Here is an 18034-nt window from a genome sequence, read left to right on the forward strand (position 1 = left end):
GCCCGGCGGCGATCCGCCGGCACCTGGACGCGATGCTCGCGGACGGTGACGTGTGGCCCGTACCGGGCTGGCGGGGCGTCGTCGTGCTGTCCGCGTCCGTCAGCGGACGGGATTTACCTGCTCCGGGTGCTGCGCCGCCCACTGCGCCAACCGATCCTCGCGCAGCGCGGCGAGGAAATCCGGGCCCTCCTTCGGGTCCAGGGGCAGCCGCGAAGCGTTGCCTGCCGGGGGGCCGACTGGCAGGCTGAGCCCCACCGGATCGACGCTCTTCAGTTCGGGTAGCACCGCCACCAGCCTGGTCAGCGGCAGGCCGTCGTCGTCGACCGCCAGACCCTTGCCGGCGGCTGACAGCAGCGCGGTGAGCCGTACCGGGTTGGTCAGCACGTCCTGGGCGACCGCCCGCCGGACCAGCCCGGCGATGTAGCGCTGGGCGTTACGGTCCCGGTCGGACGCACCGTCGGGCAGGTACCGCCGTTGCCGCAGCAGGTCGACGGAGGCATCACCGTCGAGCAGTTGACAGCCGGCCGGGAAGGTCCGGCGGGTGTGCCAGGACCGAACCTCCTTCGGCAGGCACACCTCCACCCCGTCGACCGCCTCGGTGATCCGGCGCAGCCCGGCGAAGGTCAGCACCGCGCCGGCGTCGACGCGTACCCCGGTCAGGTCGGCGACCACCTGGCGGGTCAGGTCGTAGCCGGCGTCCAGGTCGGGCCGGGGTTCGCCGGCACCGGTGTAGAACGCACTGTTGAGCTTCTCGACCCCCCGGCCGGGGATCGAGACCTCCAGGTCACGCGGCAACGAGATGAGGTACGGCCGGCTCCGGTCGGCCGGGATGTGCACCAGCAGGACGGAGTCCGCCAACCGGTACGACGGTTGCTCGCCGAAGTTGAGCTGGACCCGGACCATGGTCTCCTGGACCAGATCCTGGGCCTGGTGTGGTTCGCCGGTCAGCATCACCGCGTACCGCAGTAGCGGGGCCAGCCGCGTGTCCGCGAACTCCTCGTACGTCACTGCACCTCCCGGGGCTCCTGCCTCAGATGACGGAGGCGGACCGACCGAACATTGCGGTGACTCTGATCAACCTTTTGGTTCGTCTTGCTCAGCGGGCGGATTTGAGGGCTGCAGTCTGCCTTAGCGATTCCTTAAGATCCGCAGGCTCCACCTGATCCCCCAACTGGAGGAACCCCCCTCATGCTCACCCACTCCACCCGGCGTTGGCTCGCCGGACTGGGCGTAGCAGGCGCGTTCGTCGCCGCCGCCGCCCCCGCCGCCGCCGCACCGGCAGCCCTCGCCGCACCGGTAGAGAATCTCGACCTGTACGCCAACAACGTGATCGTCGCGCCCGGCGGCACCGACAAGTGGCTCACCCTCTTCTCGCTCACCACGGAGCGGCAGCCCGACGACTACACCATCAAGGTGGACCGGAGCAAGGTCTACGGTTTCGCCGACGTCGAGAGCAGCGGGGACAACTGCACCGAGTCCGGTGCGATCCTGACGTGCAAGGTCGAGGACCAGGACGACGACGGCTCGTACCTGAACCTCGTCTCCCTCGTCGTTCGCGCAAAGGCCGACGCCAAGCCCGATCAGAAGGGCGAGCTGAGGTTCACCGTCACGCCGGACGGCAAGTCCGAATCCGCCTCCTACAGCTCGACGGTAGAAATCGGCGAGGGCGTCGACCTCACCACCAACGAGTCCCTGGAGCTCAAGGGGGCGCCCGGCGCCACGCTGAAGGCCCCGTTCCAGGTGACCAACCGGGGCGAGGTGCCAGCGAAGGACGCGGTTCTCTACGTCGTCGGCGCGGACGGTCTTCAGCCGTCGAAGCGCTACGAGAACTGCGAGTACACCGAGGGCCCGCTGCACGACTTCGCGTTCGCTTGCCGCTTCGACACGACCATCGGCGAGAACAGTAGCTTCCGCCTCGACGACAGCTTTGGGTTCACCGTGCCCGCCGACACCTGGGCGCCGAACGCCTTCGGCGGGTTCTCCACCTGGTTCACGCCTGCCGACTGGGACGAGTACAGGTCCGAGGCCGAACTCCCGGCCAAGATCGGGCCGAACGGGACCGAGGGTGAGCTGAAGCTCGAGCCGGTCATGAACCTGCGCTCCCGGCAGACCGACGTCAACCCGTTGGACAACTCGACCTGGGTCGACCTTCAGGTGACCGGCGACCAGCGGGCCGATGTGGCAGCGCGCGGCGCGACGGTGACCGGTGACGTCGGCGCCACCGTCGCGCTCACTGTCGGCTACGTCAACAACGGGCCGGCGGCCGTCAACGCGGGTGGCGGCGAGTCGCCATATGTCGGCACCACCGTCACGCTGCCGAAGGGCGTCACCGCCGTCCGCGCTCCGGAGAACTGCTTCGACTCCGAGGACGACGGGTGGGAGCCGGGCAAGCCCGGCGCGCGGGTCTACCGGTGCTTCGTGGACGGCTCGATCAAAAAGGGCGAGAAGGTCGACTACGAGTTCCAGGTGCGGATCGACCAGGCCGGCGACCAGGCCGGCGAGGTCACGCTGCGTACCGGGCGCGAGGAGACCGAGATCAAGGACCTGAACCCGGCCAACGACACCGCGCAGATCCTGGTGAACGGCGGCGGAGACGGCGGCCAGGGCGGCGGTGACGACGGCGGTTCGCTGCCGATCACCGGTCAGTCCACCGGGCTGATCGCCGGCCTCGGCGCGCTGCTGCTCGCCGCGGGCGCCGGCGGCTACCTGGTGGCCAAGCGCCGCCGGACCCGCTTCGTCGCCTGACCCACCCCGCACCACCGGTGCCCCGTCGACCACACGGTCGGCGGGGCACCGTCGTTGGACCCCACGACCCCACGACCCCACGACCCCACGACCCCAAGACGCGGGCGGGTGGTGACGGGCCGGTCCGGCGCGGCCGGGACCCTGGGCTTCGGTACCCTTTGTGGCCGTGGACACAGCTGAGAAGACCCGCGCTCTCCTGGAGAGCGTCGCCCTGAACCCGCTCGATCCCAAGGATCTGTTGCAGACCTTCGGGCTGATCGGCGTGTGGGTGATCCTCTTCGCCGAGACCGGCCTGCTGGTGGGCTTCTTCTTCCCCGGTGACTCGCTGCTGTTCCTCGCCGGGGTCGCCTCGTCACCGGTGGCGGACGCGATCTTCGGTGACGGCACCCGCCTCTCCCTCACCGGCCTGCTGATCGGTGGGCCGATCTGCGCGATCGTCGGGGCGCAGCTGGGGCACTGGCTCGGCGCGCGGTACGGCCGGCCGATGTTCGAGCGGCCGAACTCCCGTCTCTTCAAGAAGGAGTACGTGGAGAAGGCGGAGTACTACTTCCAGAAGTTCGGCCCGGCGAAGGCCGTCGTGCTGGCGCGCTTCATTCCGATCGTCCGGACGTTCCTCAACCCGGTGGCGGGCGCGCTCGGCATGCCGGCCAAGAAGTTCCTGCTCTGGAACATCGTCGGCGCGGTGCTCTGGGTGGACGGCATCCTGCTGATCGGCTACCTGCTGGCCGAGCAGATCTACCAGGCCATCGGTGACAAGATCGACCACTACATCCTGCCGGTGGTGGCCCTGATCATTGTGATCTCGGTGCTGCCGATCTTCTTCGAGTTCCTCCGCGACCGGCGGGCTCGTAAGCGCGGCGAGGCGGTCGCTGTGGTCGCGGCGGCCAGTGCCGCCGGCGCGGTGGAGGCGGCCCGCGAGGCGTTCGACCACGACCGGCACGAGCACGGCCGTCAGCGCCCGGAGCACGGCCAGGACCGTTGAACGGTACGACGACGGCCGGCCCCCTGGTGAGGGGGTCGGCCGTCGGCATGTCGAACCCGGCCTCCGGTGGTGCGACCGGGGACGAGCAGGTGTCAACCACCGGTGGCGCCACCCCTGGCTCGCCACCGGACGCCGCCCCGGCTCGGAACGGCGTGTAGTGCCTAGGTCAGCGGGCCTTCTTGGTGGCCCGCTTACGCGGCGGGGTCAGCAGGTCGGCGATCGTCGCGATCGCACTCGGGACCAGGCTGTAGTACGCCCAGACACCGCGCTTCTCCCGCTGCAACAAGCCAGCCTCGGTGAGGATACGCAGGTGGTGACTGACCGTCGGCTGAGAGAGGCCGAGCGGCGCCGTCAGGTCACAGACGCACGCCTCGCCCTCGGGGGCCGACTGGATCAGGCTGAGCAGCCGCAACCGAGCAGGATCAGCAAGGGCCTTGAGGACCCCGGCCAGACGCTCGGCATCGGCACGTTCGATCGGCTCGCCGTTTAGCGGCGAGATCTGAGGCATAGTCATTTCGGCCAACGCAGTTCCCACGTATTCCATCCTTCCACCAGCAGCATCGATCCGCCTGCATATCAGCAGATCCGAATCGGCAGACTTTTACGCCACAAGGCCGAGGTCAGCCAACGTATAGGCCGCCCGGTACGGCAATCCGGCGGCTCGCACCGCGTCGCCGGCGCCTCGATCAACAATAACCACCACGCCCACGACTTCCGCCCCGGCCTCGCGAAGCGCCTCGACAGCGGTCAAAACACTTCCGCCCGTCGTGGATGTGTCCTCCACCGCCAACACTCGACGGCCAGCCACCTCCGGTCCCTCGATCCGCCGCTGAAGACCGTGGGCCTTGCCCGCCTTGCGCACCACAAAGGCGTCCAGGGCCCGGCCGGTCGGAGCGGCGGCGTGCAGCATCGAGAGCGCGACAGGATCCGCGCCCAGGGTGAGGCCCCCAACGGCGTCGAACTCCCAGTCGGCGGTGAGGTCGAGCAACACCCGGCCGACCAGAGGAGCGGCCCGGTGATGGAGCGTGACGCGCCGCAGATCCACGTACCAGTCTGCCTCGCGCCCCGACGAGAGCACGACCCGGCCGTGGACCACAGCCAGGTCGGTAATGAATTTACGCAGGTCGTCGTGGTCCCCCATGGCGATAGAGGTTACTGCGCAACTCTGAACGCCGTGTGCGGGGTCCACCCTGATCAGCCCCGAGGGGAACCGATGACTGGCGATGTTCGACTACGCTCAGCAACTGGCCCGACAGCGGCGTGCCAGCGCCGTCCCACCACTCGCTCGGGGTCGGCGGGCCGGTCGAAGCTCAGCGCTCGTCGCGACCGATCCGGCCGCGGGTGTCCCGCGCGACCGCCTGGAGCAGCCGCCGCGGCGCGTGTCGCATGCCGGCGACGACCACCTTGTACTTCCACGCCGGGATGCTGACCATCTTGCCTTTGCGCAGGTCACGCAGGGCTTCTTCCACCACATCCTCGGCCCGCAGCCACAGCCACTCCGGCGTCTTGGACATGTTGATGCCGGCCCGCTGATGGAATTCGGTGCGTGTGTAGCCGGGGCAGAGAGCCATCACCTGAACGCCGAACGGCCGCGCCGACTGCCCGACGGACTCACTGAAGTTGGTGACCCACGCCTTGCTGGCCGAGTACGTCGATCCGGGCATCGCCGTACCGAAGCCGGCGACCGAAGAGACATTTATCACTGCCCCATTTCGCCGTTCAGTCATCGGTCGAAGCGCCGCCAGGGTCAGCCGCATGACCGCGTGCACGTTGAGTCGCAACAGTCGCGCCTCGTCCTCCGCCGTGGAGCGCAGGAACGGTTTGTTGAGGCTGATCCCCGCATTGTTGACCAGCAGGTGCACCGGGCTGCCGTCGGCGAGCCGCTGCTCCACCGTGGCGCAGCCGTCGTCGGTGGACAGATCCGCCGAGATCGTCTCCACCTCGCGTCCGTACGTGGAACCAAGCTCGGTGGCCAGCTCGGTCAGCCGCGCCGCGTCGCGGGCAACGAGCACCAGGTGCCAGCCGTCGGCGGCCAGCTTTCGCGTGAACGCCGCGCCGATGCCGGCGGTGGCCCCGGTGATCAGGGCTCGGCGCTCGGCAGTCGTGGGGTCGAGCGTCACGGCATTGTCCTCACCTGGGCGGGTACGGGGGCGTGTGCGGCGCAGACGGGGGCTGGTGCGGGGCGGGCGGGAACATGGGCGGTGCGGTTGGCGCCGTCGAGCGGTGGCGGCCGAACCACCTGTTCGCCGCCGGCAGCGCCAGCAGCGTAGCTACTACAAGGTAACCGAGCGCCTGTGCGACGGAAAGCCCGGCGTTGAGCGGGATCCACCAGGACGGGTACGCATCGCCGAGCAGACCCAGCAACTCGGCGAGAGCCTCCTCGCCGGAGCCCAGTTGCAGTGGCGCGGCCCGTTCGCCGGCGACCACCGCCACGCTGCAGCAGCCGGCGAGCAGGCCGAGCCCGCTGACCACCCAGGTCGCCACTCGGACACCGTTGCGACCGGCCACCAGGCCGAGGGCCAGGCCGGCGAGCAGCAGCGCGGAGAGCACCGCCACCACCGCCGACAGCACCGCGGACGCGCGGAGCAGAGTCACCACGTCGTCGATCTGCTCCGCGCTCGCGGAGGTGTCGCGGGCGGCGGAGCGGAACGCGTCGACAGTCCCGCCCAGCACCACCAGGTCGACCACCGCGTACGCGAGTGCGGCGACAGCCATCACCGACAGCACGGTCGCCGCCGACAGAACGGCGGCGGGCCGGCGGGCCGGCGCCGATTCCGGGTACGACACGACGAATCCCTCCGGTAGGCGTCGGGTTGCAACCTACTCGGAGGGATCGTCGGCGTCGTGCTTATCGAGCCGTCAGTTGGTCGGCGGCGGGGTTGACCCGGGCCGGTCCGTGGGCGGCGTGTCGTCCGGCCGGTCCGCCGCCGGTGGCGGCGGGTAGCTCGGCTCCCCACTCGACGGATAACCCGGCTCACCCGATGCCTGCGGATAACCCGGCTCACCCGATGCCTGCGGGTAGCCCGGCTGACCGGGCGCCTGCGGGTTGCCCGGGTAGCTGGCGCCCGGGGTCGGCGGCTCCCAGCCCGCGGTCTGCTTGCGGAAGAACGGGTTGGCCTTCGGCAGCGCCAGCAGGACCAGCGCCGCGATCAACGTGATCAGGCTGAGCACATTGAGCAGGAGGCTGACCGGGGTGACCCAGGAGGGCAGGGCCTCCTCCAGGCGACGCTGGATCTCCTCGGGGCTCGGCCCGTTGGCAGTAGTTCCGCCACCGGTGTTGAAACCGCCGGCCGCGTTGCTGAGCAGACCACCGCCGACGCAGCAGACCATGATGCCGCCGACGATCCAGGTGGTGATGCGGGCGCCGTTGCGGCCCTGGTTGTTGAACAGGGCCAGCACGCCCAGAACGACCGCGAGCAGCAGCAGGACGATGCTCCCACCGATGCCGATGACGGCGAAGACATCGGCCACCTGCTCACCGTCGGTGGCGCTGCCCGCGTACGCCTCACGGAGCGCGTCCCGCGTCTTGCCGAAGGTGCTGAGCGTGATGATCAGAGTGATCACCTGGAGTGCCAGGAACAGGAAGAGCAGGTAACTGGAAATCGACACAATGGATGGCCGCTGACGGGCCGGCGTGCTCTGGGAATCGACCACGATTCTCCTTCCCTAAGATCGCGCCCACACCGTATCGACAACCAGCCAGTTCGGCATGCCGTGACGAGCCCGGCGCGTCCGCTCGGTCCGGCTCAGCGGGCCTCAGGCACGAGGCGGGCGGATCGTCAGGTCGGCGGGGGCGAGCAGGTCACCGCGGGCGACCCGCCAACCCTCTTCGCCGTACGCCTCGAAGGAGAGCCGCGCGGCGCCACCGGCCTGGTAGTCGTGGTAGCGCATCGTCCCGGTCGACGGCAGCTCGGTCTCTCCGGTGGCGGTGTAACGCGCCTGCCCGGTCTCGGCCCAGGTGTAGCGCCGCCCGCCGAGTTCGATGGTCGGGGCGCCCGGGGTGACGGTGGCGCCCGGTTCGGCGGTCCAGAACACCAGCTCGAGTTCGGGGCCGTCCTCCACGGAGAGCCGGTGGCGGGTGCCGGAGTCGTCGTCGAGGAGGTGCTGCACCCAACTCCAGTCGCCCTCGACCAGACGGATCGTGGCACTCACCGCGTACTCCCGCTCGCGGATCCGCACGCGGTCGCCCTGAGTCAGGCGGAGCGGGCCGTCGCGCGGCGGCTCCGTCGACTGGCCGTCGGGCCGGCCCGTCGGCCGTCGGCGGGCCCGCACGACGACCACGACCACCGCCACCGCGAGTACGGCAACAGCCGCCACCAGGCACGTCACCAGCGCGTCCACCCGACCACCTCCCCAGGTACGTCGGCGCAGACGGTAACAACCCTCGGCACCAGGAAGGCCCGCGCTGTGGCCGACAGCTCAGCTAGCGAGGGTGGTCGGGTGCGTCCTCCGGAGGCACCGTCGGCGGTCCCGTCGTCCCTGGTGAGGTGCCTGGCGCACCCGGCGTCAGGTGCGCGGCCGGGTCGGGGCAGATCAGGTAGCCGGGTGGGAGCGGCTGGTTCGGCGGCAGGAAGCCCGGCACGAGTGGAGCTGTCGGATATCCGTAACCGGTCGGGGCGTAGGTGGGGACGGGCATCACCCAGGCCGGGCCGGGCAGCGCCTCGTTCGCGGTACGCGGCACGAACCAGCGGTTCGCCGGCGGCAGCGCCAGCAGCAGGACCACGGCTGCGGAGAGGGCCAGTACGGTGAGCACCCCCAGCCCCGCCGCGGGGAAGAACAGGTCGTCCCAGGGATCGGTGCCGGAGTAGAGCGTGTCGTAGAACGTCGAGGTCTCCCACTCTTCGTCCCAGTCCGGTGCCGGCTCGTCCCCCATCTCCGGCATGGTCAGAAGCGGCACGAGGAACCCACCGGAGCAGCACTGCGCGAAGCAGACCAGCAGCTGCGCGCCACTGGCCACGAAGACCAGGATCCGTGCGAGGTTGGCGCCCCGCCGGACCGGGACGGCGGTGGCCGCCAACCAGACCGCGAGCAGCACCGCCGGCACGCCGAGGATCAGCGTCATCGCGACGTTGCCCTGCCGCTCGCCAGCCACCTCGTCCGGGTCGGCGTCCGGCACCAGCCGTGCCGCGCGGTCGATCTGGCCATCGAAGTGCACCGCCTCGGCCACCGTCAGCGCGGCCAGGCCGAGCAGCACCAGCACCACTGCCAGTTGCAGCCAGAAGGCGATGGTCACGGTGACCGGGCGGGGCGGACGCGGCGCGGCGACGGGCGGGCTCATGGCTCGCAACGTACGGCGCGGCGTCGGCGACCGGCAGCACCAATCGGGCAGCACCGACCGGCGAATGGATCATGCTGAGGCGAGCCGCCGACTGGCGTACGTGCCGAGGGTTTCGCGATCCATCACGCAGCCGACGAAGGTGGTGAACTCGCTCGGATCGTCCCGCAGCGACGTCCAGGCCGCTCGGGCCGCCTCCGGGTCGACGCGCTCCAGCAGCGTGGCCGCGTACGCCCGGCCGGCGGGTGTGCCGTCGGCCAGCACCCGGTCGAGCTGGCGGCGTACCTCCTCGGGGTGGTCGCTGAGGGCGGCCTCGACCCGGTGGTACGCCTCGGTCACCGGCAGCAGCGCGCCCGCGATCCCCACCCCACCGAAGGCGAGCGTGTCAGCCGCCACCAACTCGTCGACGGCGGCGCCCAATTCGCGCTCCCAAGCCTTCCGCATCCCAAACATGCCTCCACCCTTTCCCCGTCCGCCCCCACTCCACCCCGTTAATCACGAGGTTTGCGCCATGAGCGGACACTCGCCTGTCTCAGCGCCTCGTTTCAGGCGCCAGGTGGTGGGGTCAGTAGCCGCGCCACTCGGTGCGGGCGTAGTCGAGGACCCTCGGTTGGAGGAGGGTGCTGGGGGGCACGTTCAGGCGGGCGCGGTCGGGTGGAAAGGCCGCCGCCGCCCGCAGCACGCCCGGGTCGAGGAAACGCAGCCGGGGCGCGTCGGCCGGCAGTTCCAGCACCGGCGGGACGGGTCCCGCCGTGGCGAGCAGGAAACCCCAGTCGCCGAAGGACGGCACGTCGACGTGGTACGGCACTGTGGCGAAGCCGGCTTCCCGCACCGACGCGTCGATCGACCAGTAGGAGCGGGGCGCGAAGTACGGCGAGCCGGACTGCACCACGAGCCGTCCCTGCTCGGCGAGCACCGACCTGATCAGCGCGTAGAACTCGACCGTGTAGAGCTTGGCGGTGGCCGTCTCGTCCGGGTCCGGCAGGTCGGCGACCACCACGTCGAAGCGCTCGGCGGCGGTACGCAGCCAGCCGAACGCGTCGGTGTTCAGCACCCGTACCCGGGGGTCGTCGAGCGAGCCGCCGTTGAGCTCCCGCAGTTGCGGCACGGTGCTGGCCAGCGCCACCACCGCCGGGTCGAGGTCGACCACTGTCACCCGGCGGACGTCCGGGTACCGCAGGATCTCCCGGACGGCGAGGCCGTCGCCGGCACCGAGAACCAGGACGTCGCCGCGCGGGCCGCGCATCGCCGGATGCACCAGCGCCTCGTGGTAGCGGTACTCGTCGACCGAGCTGAACTGAAGATCACCGTTGAGGAACAACCGCAGGTCGCTGTCGGCGTGGCCGACCTCCCGCACCGACCGGGTCAGCACGATCTCCTGGTAACGGGAGCGTTCGGCGTACACGACGGGGTCCCGGTAGAGCTGCTGCCGGGCGGTCACCTCGAAGTCGGCGGCGGTCACCCAGGCGTACCCCAGGCAGAGCGCTACCACGACAGAGCCGGCGCCGAGGACGAGCCGGGCCCGGCGGCTCAGCTCACTCCGGAACACCGTGCAGACCAGGGCGAGACCGGCCACCGCGTTCACCGCGCCGACCACCAGGGCACCCTTGAGCAGGCCGAAGACGGGGATCAACAGGAACGGGAAGGCGAGCCCGCCGAGCAGCGCGCCGACGTAGTCGGCGGCGAACAGGTCGGCCACCGCACTGCCGGCGGCCTGCTCGCGGATGCGCTGCAACATCACCATCAGCAGCGGAATCTCCGCGCCGATCAGCAGGCCCAGGACGAAGGCGGTGCCGACCAGCGCCGGGCCGTACAGGTCGAGCCAGGCGAAGGCGGCGTAGAGGCCGAGTACGGACAGACCACCGAGCAGGGCCAGGGTCAGTTCGATCACCGCGAACGCTGCGGCGGCCCGGGGCTGCAACGGCTTCGCGACCAGCGCGCCGACGCCCATCGCGAAGACCATCACACCGAGCACGATCGACGCCTGCCCGACGGTGTCGCCGATCAGGTAGCTGCCGAGCGCGACAAGGGCCAGCTCGTAGACCAGCCCGCAGGCGGCGCAGACGAAAACCGCGACCAGCACCGCCGCGCGGGCGAGCCGCCAGTGCGGCCGGGCCTCGGTGCCGCCGTCGACCACCGGCGGCGCCCCGGTGCTCATGACCGCCCCGGGTACGGCCGACCGGCATCGCCCGGTCGCGGTCCCCCGGTCATCAGAGGATCGCGGCGGCGATGATCGCGCCGGTGGCCAGGTGCACCACTGCCGACACCCACACGGCGGGGTGCGGCTCCGGGTCGACCAGCAGCTCGCCGAGCCGGCCCGGGGTCACCGCGTCGAGCAGCAGGAACGCCGCGGCCATGATGACCAGGCCGACGATCCCGTACGCCGCCGCACCGACCAGCCCCAGGGCGAAGTCGTCGTCGCTGGCGACGATCGCCGCGACCACTATGGTGCCGACGCCGAGCAGGTTGGACGCGAGCAGCAGCGCCGCGTTGCGGTTGCGCTCGGTCCAGATCAGTTCATGGAGCTTGCCGGGAGTGGTCAGGTCGACCAGCCCGTAGCCGACGCCCATGAGGACGACGCCGACCGCGCCGAAGGCGAGGGTGGCCAGCAGATCGGTGACGAGGTTGTGCACGGGGGGCTCCAGATGAAGGGGTCGGGCGTCGGGCTACTTGCCGGCGCCGGGGCCGCCGCCCCGCACGCTGCTGCCGCGTCCCCAGCCCCAGTACGACCCGACGGTCGAGTGGTAACGGGGGTGAGCGGTGTCCATGTCTTCGAGCAGGATCACCGAGCCGGCGGCATTCGGCAGGATCACCACCGAGTCGTCGTCGTAGCGCAGGTAGACGCCGCTGCCGTCGGCGTACCGGTCGGACGGCTTCCACGCGTCGGTCAGTTCCTTGGCGACAGTGGTCGGTGACTTGGACGAGGTGTACGCGGTCGCTTCCCGGCCGATGTCCCGGCTGGCCGCTCGCGAGTACCTGTCCTGCACGTAGGCGCGCGGCGAGAAGGTGCCGTTGACGAGCGCGAAGGCCGCCACCAGCACGCCGACCACTGCCGTCGCCGCGCCCACCACGAACCAGCGTCGGTACGTCATCGCAGTGCCACCACCGTCTCGGTCAGGACCAGCTCGTTGGTCTGCGGGTACGCGTGCCAGGTACGCCAGCCGACCGACAGGTGCGGCAGGTCGGTGCGCACGGCCAGCGCGGTGACCGCGTCCGGGTCACCGGGAAAGACTCCGACCAGGGCGTACGGGTCGTCGGCCAGGTCGGCGCGGAGCCCGGCGATCCGGGTGTGCAACTCACCGTCGGCGGGGCGCAGCACGCTGGCGGTGAAGCGGTAGCCGCCCGCCTCGTCGTGCAGGGCGTCGGGCAGGTGCGGCGGCCGACCAGGCAGGCAGGCGACCGTCTCGGTGAGTTCGGCCGCACCGCCGGGTTCGGCCAGCACCACCTGGTGGGACGCGCCCAGCAGGCGCAGCCGTAGCCGGACGTCCCCGGGCAGCGTGAGGTCGCGGACGTGCAGCGCTGGCCGCTCCGGGCCGCCGAGTGCCAGGCTCAGGTCGGCGGCACAGGTGTCGACGTATGGGGTGTGGAGGCTCACCAACACGTCAGCTGGCCTCCGGCCCGGCCTGCGGATACACCATCACGTCGGCGCGGTGCAACTGCTCGCCCCGGGCGACCTCCCAGCCGGCCTGGCCGTACGCCTCGAAGGAAAGCCGTTCGCCGCCCTGGGCCCGGTAGTCGTGGTATCGAAGGGTGCCACTGGGGTCGAGGCCGGTGCTGCCGGTGGCAGTGAAGCGGGCCTGACCGGACTCTTCCAGGGCGTAGCGGCGGCCGGCGAAGTCGAGCGTGGACGCACCCGGGGTGATCGTGGCGGCCGGCTCGGCGGTCCAGAGCACCAGCTCCAGGTCAGGGTCCTCCTCCACGGAGAGCCAGCGCTTGTCGCCCTCGACGGTGTCCAGCAGGTGCTCGGCCCAGCTCCAGCCGCCCTCGTTCAGATGCACCGAGCCTCGGACCGCGTACGACACCCGGCGGATCTCGACGATGTCGCCGGGCTTGAGCGTGCGCGGGTCACCGCGGAGCGCGTCGCTGTCGGTGTCCCGGAACGGGTCCGCGGGTGCCGCCGGCCGGGCGGCCTTGCGGCCCTTGCGCACCGCCACCACCGCCACCACGACCCCGGCGATTCCGATCAGACACCCCAGCGTCGTCACCAGGTACGCCATAGGACCGTTCATGCCGACCACCTCCCCAAGTGCGTCGGCGGGAACGGTAACAACCCCGCGCACCTGGAGAAACACTTCATTGTCTGGTGATGCGGCAGCTACGGAGCGTCCCGGTGGGGTGCCGTCGGGGCGGAGAAACGGGTCGGGCCGACCCCGCCTGCGAGGCGGGATCGGCCCGGGCGCGGCGGATCAGGCGGCGGTGACGGAGAGGGTGTTGGTTTCGGTGGCGCGGTCCACCTTCACCGTTTCGCCGTCGCGGATCTGGCCGGACAGGAGGGCCTTCGCCAGTTGGTCTCCGATTGCGGTCTGGACCAGGCGACGGAGCGGTCGCGCACCGTAGATCGGGTCGTAGCCGTGCTCGGCCAGCCAGTCCCGGGCGGCATCGGTGATCTCCAGACCCAGCCGGCGATCGGCCAACCGCCGCCGCATCCGGTTCAACTGGATGTCGACGATGGAGCGCAGGTCGTCCCCACGCAGCGAGGCGAAGACCACCATGTCGTCCAGCCGGTTGAGGAACTCCGGCTTGAAGTGCGACCGGACCACGGCCAGCACGCCCTCCCGGCGCTGCTCGTCGGCGAGCGTCAGGTCGCTGATCACCGACGACCCGAGGTTGGACGTGAGGATCAGGATCGCGTTACGGAAGTCCACGGTGCGACCCTGGCCGTCGGTGAGCCGGCCGTCGTCGAGCACCTGGAGCAGCACGTCGAAGACGTCCGGGTGGGCCTTCTCCACCTCGTCCAGCAGCACCACCGAGTACGGCCGTCGGCGCACCGCCTCGGTGAGCTGACCACCCTCGTTGTAACCGACGTAGCCGGGCGGGGCACCGACCAGGCGGGCGACCGAGTGCTTCTCGCCGTACTCGCTCATGTCGATGCGGACCATGGCCCGCTCGTCGTCGAAGAGGAACTCGGCGAGGGCCTTGGCCAGCTCGGTCTTGCCGACGCCGGTGGGGCCGAGGAAGAGGAAGCTGCCGGTCGGGCGATCCGGGTCGGCGATACCGGCCCGGGCACGGCGTACCGCATCGGAGACCGCGCCGACCGCCTCGGTCTGGCCGACCACCCGGCCGCCCAGCGACTCCTCCATCCGCAGCAGCTTGGCCGTCTCACCTTCGAGCAGGCGGCCGGCGGGGATGCCGGTCCAGGAGGCCACCACCGCGGCGATGTCGTCCGCGCCGACTTCCTCCTTGAGCATCGCGCCGTCGGCCTGGAGCTGGGCCAGTTCCTCGGCGGCCTGCTTCAGCTCGACCTTCAGGGCGGGGATCCGGCCGTAGCGCAGCTCGGCGGCGCGTTCCAGTTCGCCGTCCCGCTCGGCCCGCTCGGCCTCACCGCCGAGGCGTTCCAGCTCCTCCTTGGCGGTGGAGAGCTTGGTGATGTGGCTCTTCTCCGTCTGCCAACGCTCGGAGAGCACCGTGAGCTGCTCGCGCTTGTCGGCCAACTCCTTGCGGAGCCGCTCCAACCGCTCGGCCGAGGCGGCGTCCGGCTCCTTGGCCAGGGCCATCTCCTCGATCTCCAGCCGGCGGACCGCCCGCTCGATCTCGTCCACCTCGACCGGCCGCGAGTCGATCTCCATCCGGAGCCGGGACGCGGACTCGTCGACCAGGTCGATCGCCTTGTCGGGCAGGAACCGGTCGGTGATGTAACGGTCGGACAGCGTCGCGGCGGCCACCAGCGCGGCGTCGGTGATCCGTACGCCGTGGTGCACCTCGTAGCGCTCCTTGAGCCCGCGCAGGATGCCGATGGTGTCCTCGATGGTCGGCTCACCGACAAGCACCGGCTGGAAACGACGCTCCAGTGCCGGGTCCTTCTCGATGTGCTCGCGGTACTCGTCCAGCGTGGTGGCGCCCACCATCCGCAGCTCACCACGGGCCAGCATCGGCTTGAGCATGTTGCCGGCGTCCATCGAGCCCTCGCCCTTGCCGGCACCGACGACTGTGTGCAGCTCGTCGAGGAACGTGATGACCTGCCCGTTGGAGTTCTTGATCTCCTCCAGGACGGACTTCAGTCGCTCCTCGAACTGGCCCCGGTACTGCGCACCGGCGACCATCGCGCCGAGGTCCAGCGAGATCAGCTTCTTGTCGCGCAGCGACTCGGGCACGTCGCCGGCGACGATCCGCTGGGCCAGGCCCTCGACGATCGCGGTCTTGCCGACGCCGGGCTCGCCGATCAGCACCGGGTTGTTCTTGGTACGCCGGGAGAGCACCTGGATGACCCGACGGATCTCGGAGTCCCGGCCGATGACCGGGTCGATCTTTCCGTCCCGGGCGCTGGCGGTGAGGTCGACGCCGTACTTGGTCAGGGCCTGGTAGGTCTGCTCGGGGTCGGCGGTGGTGACTCGCCGGTCCCCACCGCGAACGGTCGGGAAGGCGGCGACCAGGGCCTCCTCGGTGGCACCGGCGGTCTTCAGCGCTCCGGACACCGCCCCGCCCACCCGGGCCAGGCCGGCGAGCAGGTGCTCGGTGGAGGTGTACTCGTCGCCCAGCGGCCTGGCGATCTGCTCGGCGGCACCGATGGCGTTGACGAACTCCCGAGCCAACGTCGGCTCGGCGATGCTGGAGCCGCGTGCGGCCGGCAGGTTGTCGACAGCGCGCTGGGCGGCCTGGCGCAGCTCGGTCGGGTCGGCCCCGACGGCGCGCAGCAAACCGGTGGCGGTCGAGCCGTCGGTGTCCAGGAGTGAGAGGAGCAGGTGCCAGGGCTCCACTGTGGCGTGACCGCGCTGGTTGGCCAGCGCGACAGCGCCCGTGATGGTTTCGCGGCTCTTGGTGGTGAGTCTTTCGGTGTTCATGGGCTCCCCCGGATCGGCGTTGTCCATTGGGTTGGACACAACCAGAGTTGAGCGTATTCCGCTCAACCTTAGCGCGTGACGCCCATCACTCCCGGCGCCGCCACCGCCAGTCGAACTCGCCGGCCGCCGGGGGCGGGCCGGGCAGCGGGTCCGCTTCCGGCACCGACGACAGACCGGCCAGCAGGACCGCGAGCTGCCGCCGGCGCAGTTGGCGGGTCCGCTCCGGATCGGGTACGCGGACCGCGGCGCACGCCTCCAACAGCAACCCCAGATCGTGTACGACAGCGTCGGGGCGCAGCCGCCCGCTGGCGTGGGCCCGGTCGACCAGAGCGGTGGCCAACTCGCCGGCGCGCATCGCGTCCCGGCCCATCTCCTCGGTCGGGGTGAAGGTGCCGGCCAGATGGACTGTGAGCGAGTGCACGTCGGCGTCGACCACCCGGGCCAGGAAGCCGGTGAAAGCGGCCCAGTCGTCCGGCTCGTCGAGTGCGGTCTCGGCCTCGGTGACGTACCGGCGCAGGCCGTCGTGGCAGAGCTGGCGCAGCAGGTCCTCCTTTCCCGCGTACCGCCGGTAGAGGGCGCTGATGCCGACGCCCGCGCGCTCCGCGACGGCGGCGATCGGGGCCTTCGGGTCGTCGAGGAAGACGGCGCGGGCGGCTTCGAGGATGACCTCGTCGTTGCGGGCGGCCTGGGCGCGGCGACCGCCCAGCGTCTTGCCGGAAGTCGTTGACATGCTCTCAGCCTAACAGTGGAACGGATCGTTCCGCTCTGCTATGGTGATTACAGAACGAAACATTCCGTTCCGAAGGAGTTCCGCCATGAGCGACACCGCGATCCGCCCGTTCCGCGTCGAGGTCCCGCAGACCGCCCTCGACGACCTGGCCGCCCGGCTGGACCGCACCCTCTGGCCCGCCGACCTGCCCGGCGCCGGTGGTTCGTACGGGATGAGCAACGACCGGGTGCGCACCCTCGTCGACAGGTGGCGGGGCGAGTTCGACTGGCGAGCCGTCGAGGCCCGCCTGAACGCAAACCCGCAGTTCGTCACCGAGATCGACGGCGAGCAGATCCACTTCCTGCACGTCCGGTCGTCCCGGCCGGACGCCACGGCGCTGGTGCTCACCCACGGCTGGCCCGGCTCGGTGCTGGAGTACCTCGACGTGATCGCCCCGCTCACCGAGCCGACCGACAGGGACGCGCCGGCCTTCCACGTGGTCGTTCCGTCGCTGCCCGGGTTCGGTTTCTCCGGCCCAACCCGCGCCGCCGGCTGGAACCGGTTCCGCATCGCCCGCGCCTGGGCCGAGTTGATGAACCGCCTGGGGTACGACAGCTACGGCGCGGTCGGCAACGACGCCGGCTCGATGGTCGCGCCGGAGCTGGGCCGGGTCGACCCGGGGCGGGTGCTCGGCGTACACGTCACCCAGCTCTTCTCGTTCCCCTCCGGCGACCCGGCCGAGTTCGCCGGGCTCTCCGAGGCGGACCAGGCGGCGCTCGGGCACCTCCAGTGGTTCTACGAGAACAAGTTCTCCTTCAACCAGGTGCACAGTCAGCAGCCGCAGACCCTGGCGTTCGCGCTGGCCGACTCGCCGGTGGGGCTGCTCGCCTGGAACGCCCAACTCTTCGACGAGAGCCTGGACGCCGACTTCATCCTGGCCAACGTGGCGCTCTACTGGTTCACCGGCACGGCCGCCTCGGCGATCCGGCTCTACTGGGAGGACGCGCACGCCGGCGAACCGCCGACCGAGCCGACCACCGCTCCGACCGCGCTGGCCATGTTCCCCGGCGACTTCCAGTCCATCCGCCGCTTCGCCGAGCGGGACCACGCGAACATCGTCCGGTGGACGGCGTACGAGACCGACGTCGACGGCCGGGGCGACGTCGGCGGCCACTACGCCGCCCACCAGGCCACCGAGGTGCTGGTCGCCGACATCCGCGAGTTCTTCGCCAGCCTCCGCTGACCCCGACGTGCCCAGGTGCCCGCGCCCGCTCTGCCGGCGCGGGCACCGACCGCTTGATCCGAGGAGGGCTGTCCCTCCAAGA

The 18034-nt window shown here is 70.7% G+C and carries 19 protein-coding genes; 3 read left to right on the top strand and 16 right to left on the bottom strand.

Annotation, left to right across the window (positions count from 1 at the left end; genetic code table 11):
* Positions 1–99: 99 nt before the first annotated feature.
* Entirely contained in the window at positions 100–1008 is a 909-nt protein-coding gene (locus AB0C20_RS14335) for an LCP family protein (RefSeq protein WP_357568135.1), read from the bottom strand.
* A gap of 180 nt (positions 1009–1188) precedes the next feature.
* On the opposite strand from AB0C20_RS14335, the gene AB0C20_RS14340 reads away from it, so the two are divergent.
* Together AB0C20_RS14340 and AB0C20_RS14345 are read left to right on the top strand one after the other, a co-directional pair.
* Positions 1189–2745 carry an LPXTG cell wall anchor domain-containing protein gene (locus tag AB0C20_RS14340; RefSeq protein ID WP_357179050.1) on the top strand — a complete coding sequence of 519 codons (1557 nt, stop codon included), beginning with the start codon at positions 1189–1191 and terminating at the stop codon, positions 2743–2745.
* Between the two features lie 160 nt (positions 2746–2905).
* Positions 2906–3727, top strand: coding sequence for a DedA family protein (locus AB0C20_RS14345; RefSeq protein WP_357179047.1), 822 nt, complete (start codon positions 2906–2908; stop codon positions 3725–3727).
* A gap of 166 nt (positions 3728–3893) precedes the next feature.
* Here AB0C20_RS14345 and AB0C20_RS14350 read toward each other — a convergent pair whose 3' ends face one another.
* The 15 genes from AB0C20_RS14350 to AB0C20_RS14420 form a co-directional block, all read right to left on the bottom strand.
* On the bottom strand, positions 3894–4271 hold the full coding sequence (locus AB0C20_RS14350; protein ID WP_030332125.1) for a metalloregulator ArsR/SmtB family transcription factor: 378 nt from the start codon (positions 4269–4271) through the stop codon (positions 3894–3896).
* Between the two features lie 57 nt (positions 4272–4328).
* Entirely contained in the window at positions 4329–4868 is a 540-nt protein-coding gene (pyrE, locus tag AB0C20_RS14355; protein WP_112586136.1) for an orotate phosphoribosyltransferase, read from the bottom strand.
* Positions 4869–5037: 169 nt separating this feature from the next.
* On the bottom strand, positions 5038–5847 hold the full coding sequence (locus AB0C20_RS14360; RefSeq protein WP_357179042.1) for an SDR family oxidoreductase: 810 nt from the start codon (positions 5845–5847) through the stop codon (positions 5038–5040).
* Positions 5848–5857: 10 nt separating this feature from the next.
* Positions 5858–6514 (bottom strand): hypothetical protein, encoded by a 657-nt coding sequence (locus tag AB0C20_RS14365; protein WP_357179040.1) that lies wholly within the window; start codon positions 6512–6514, stop codon positions 5858–5860.
* Between the two features lie 72 nt (positions 6515–6586).
* Positions 6587–7381 carry a hypothetical protein gene (locus AB0C20_RS14370; RefSeq protein ID WP_357179037.1) on the bottom strand — a complete coding sequence of 265 codons (795 nt, stop codon included), beginning with the start codon at positions 7379–7381 and terminating at the stop codon, positions 6587–6589.
* Between the two features lie 102 nt (positions 7382–7483).
* Positions 7484–8068, bottom strand: a complete 585-nt coding sequence (locus tag AB0C20_RS14375; protein ID WP_357179034.1) for a DUF4178 domain-containing protein — start codon at positions 8066–8068, stop codon at positions 7484–7486.
* A gap of 82 nt (positions 8069–8150) precedes the next feature.
* Complete coding sequence (locus tag AB0C20_RS14380; RefSeq protein ID WP_357179031.1) at positions 8151–9005, bottom strand: hypothetical protein; 855 nt, start codon at positions 9003–9005, stop codon at positions 8151–8153.
* Between the two features lie 69 nt (positions 9006–9074).
* Positions 9075–9455 (bottom strand): hypothetical protein, encoded by a 381-nt coding sequence (locus AB0C20_RS14385; protein ID WP_357179028.1) that lies wholly within the window; start codon positions 9453–9455, stop codon positions 9075–9077.
* A 112-nt stretch (positions 9456–9567) separates the two neighbouring features.
* Positions 9568–11160, bottom strand: coding sequence for a polyamine aminopropyltransferase (locus tag AB0C20_RS14390; protein WP_357179025.1), 1593 nt, complete (start codon positions 11158–11160; stop codon positions 9568–9570).
* 52 nt (positions 11161–11212) lie between these two features.
* Entirely contained in the window at positions 11213–11635 is a 423-nt protein-coding gene (locus AB0C20_RS14395; RefSeq protein WP_357179022.1) for a DUF350 domain-containing protein, read from the bottom strand.
* 33 nt (positions 11636–11668) lie between these two features.
* A complete protein-coding gene (locus AB0C20_RS14400) occupies positions 11669–12094 on the bottom strand; it encodes a DUF4247 domain-containing protein (protein WP_357179019.1) in 426 nt (141 codons plus the stop codon).
* Positions 12091–12603 carry a DUF2617 family protein gene (locus AB0C20_RS14405; protein ID WP_357179016.1) on the bottom strand — a complete coding sequence of 171 codons (513 nt, stop codon included), beginning with the start codon at positions 12601–12603 and terminating at the stop codon, positions 12091–12093. The genes AB0C20_RS14400 and AB0C20_RS14405 overlap by 4 nt, the downstream gene beginning before the upstream one ends.
* A gap of 1 nt (position 12604) precedes the next feature.
* Positions 12605–13231 (bottom strand): DUF4178 domain-containing protein, encoded by a 627-nt coding sequence (locus tag AB0C20_RS14410; protein WP_357179013.1) that lies wholly within the window; start codon positions 13229–13231, stop codon positions 12605–12607.
* A gap of 177 nt (positions 13232–13408) precedes the next feature.
* Positions 13409–16000: an ATP-dependent chaperone ClpB gene (gene clpB / locus AB0C20_RS14415; RefSeq protein WP_357179010.1), complete on the bottom strand. Its 2592-nt coding sequence runs from the start codon at positions 15998–16000 to the stop codon at positions 13409–13411.
* An 85-nt stretch (positions 16001–16085) separates the two neighbouring features.
* The gene (locus AB0C20_RS14420) at positions 16086–16730 is read right to left on the bottom strand and encodes a helix-turn-helix domain-containing protein (RefSeq protein ID WP_357179007.1); all 645 of its coding nucleotides are present in this window, start codon (positions 16728–16730) and stop codon (positions 16086–16088) included.
* Between the two features lie 85 nt (positions 16731–16815).
* Here AB0C20_RS14420 and AB0C20_RS14425 point away from each other — a divergent pair, with 85 nt between their 5' ends.
* Positions 16816–17952 carry an epoxide hydrolase gene (locus AB0C20_RS14425; protein ID WP_357568136.1) on the top strand — a complete coding sequence of 379 codons (1137 nt, stop codon included), beginning with the start codon at positions 16816–16818 and terminating at the stop codon, positions 17950–17952.
* Positions 17953–18034 lie beyond the last annotated feature (82 nt).

Source organism: Micromonospora sp. NPDC048843 (genome assembly GCF_040649965.1).
In the GTDB taxonomy this organism is placed as follows: Bacteria; Actinomycetota; Actinomycetes; order Mycobacteriales; family Micromonosporaceae; genus Micromonospora; species Micromonospora hortensis.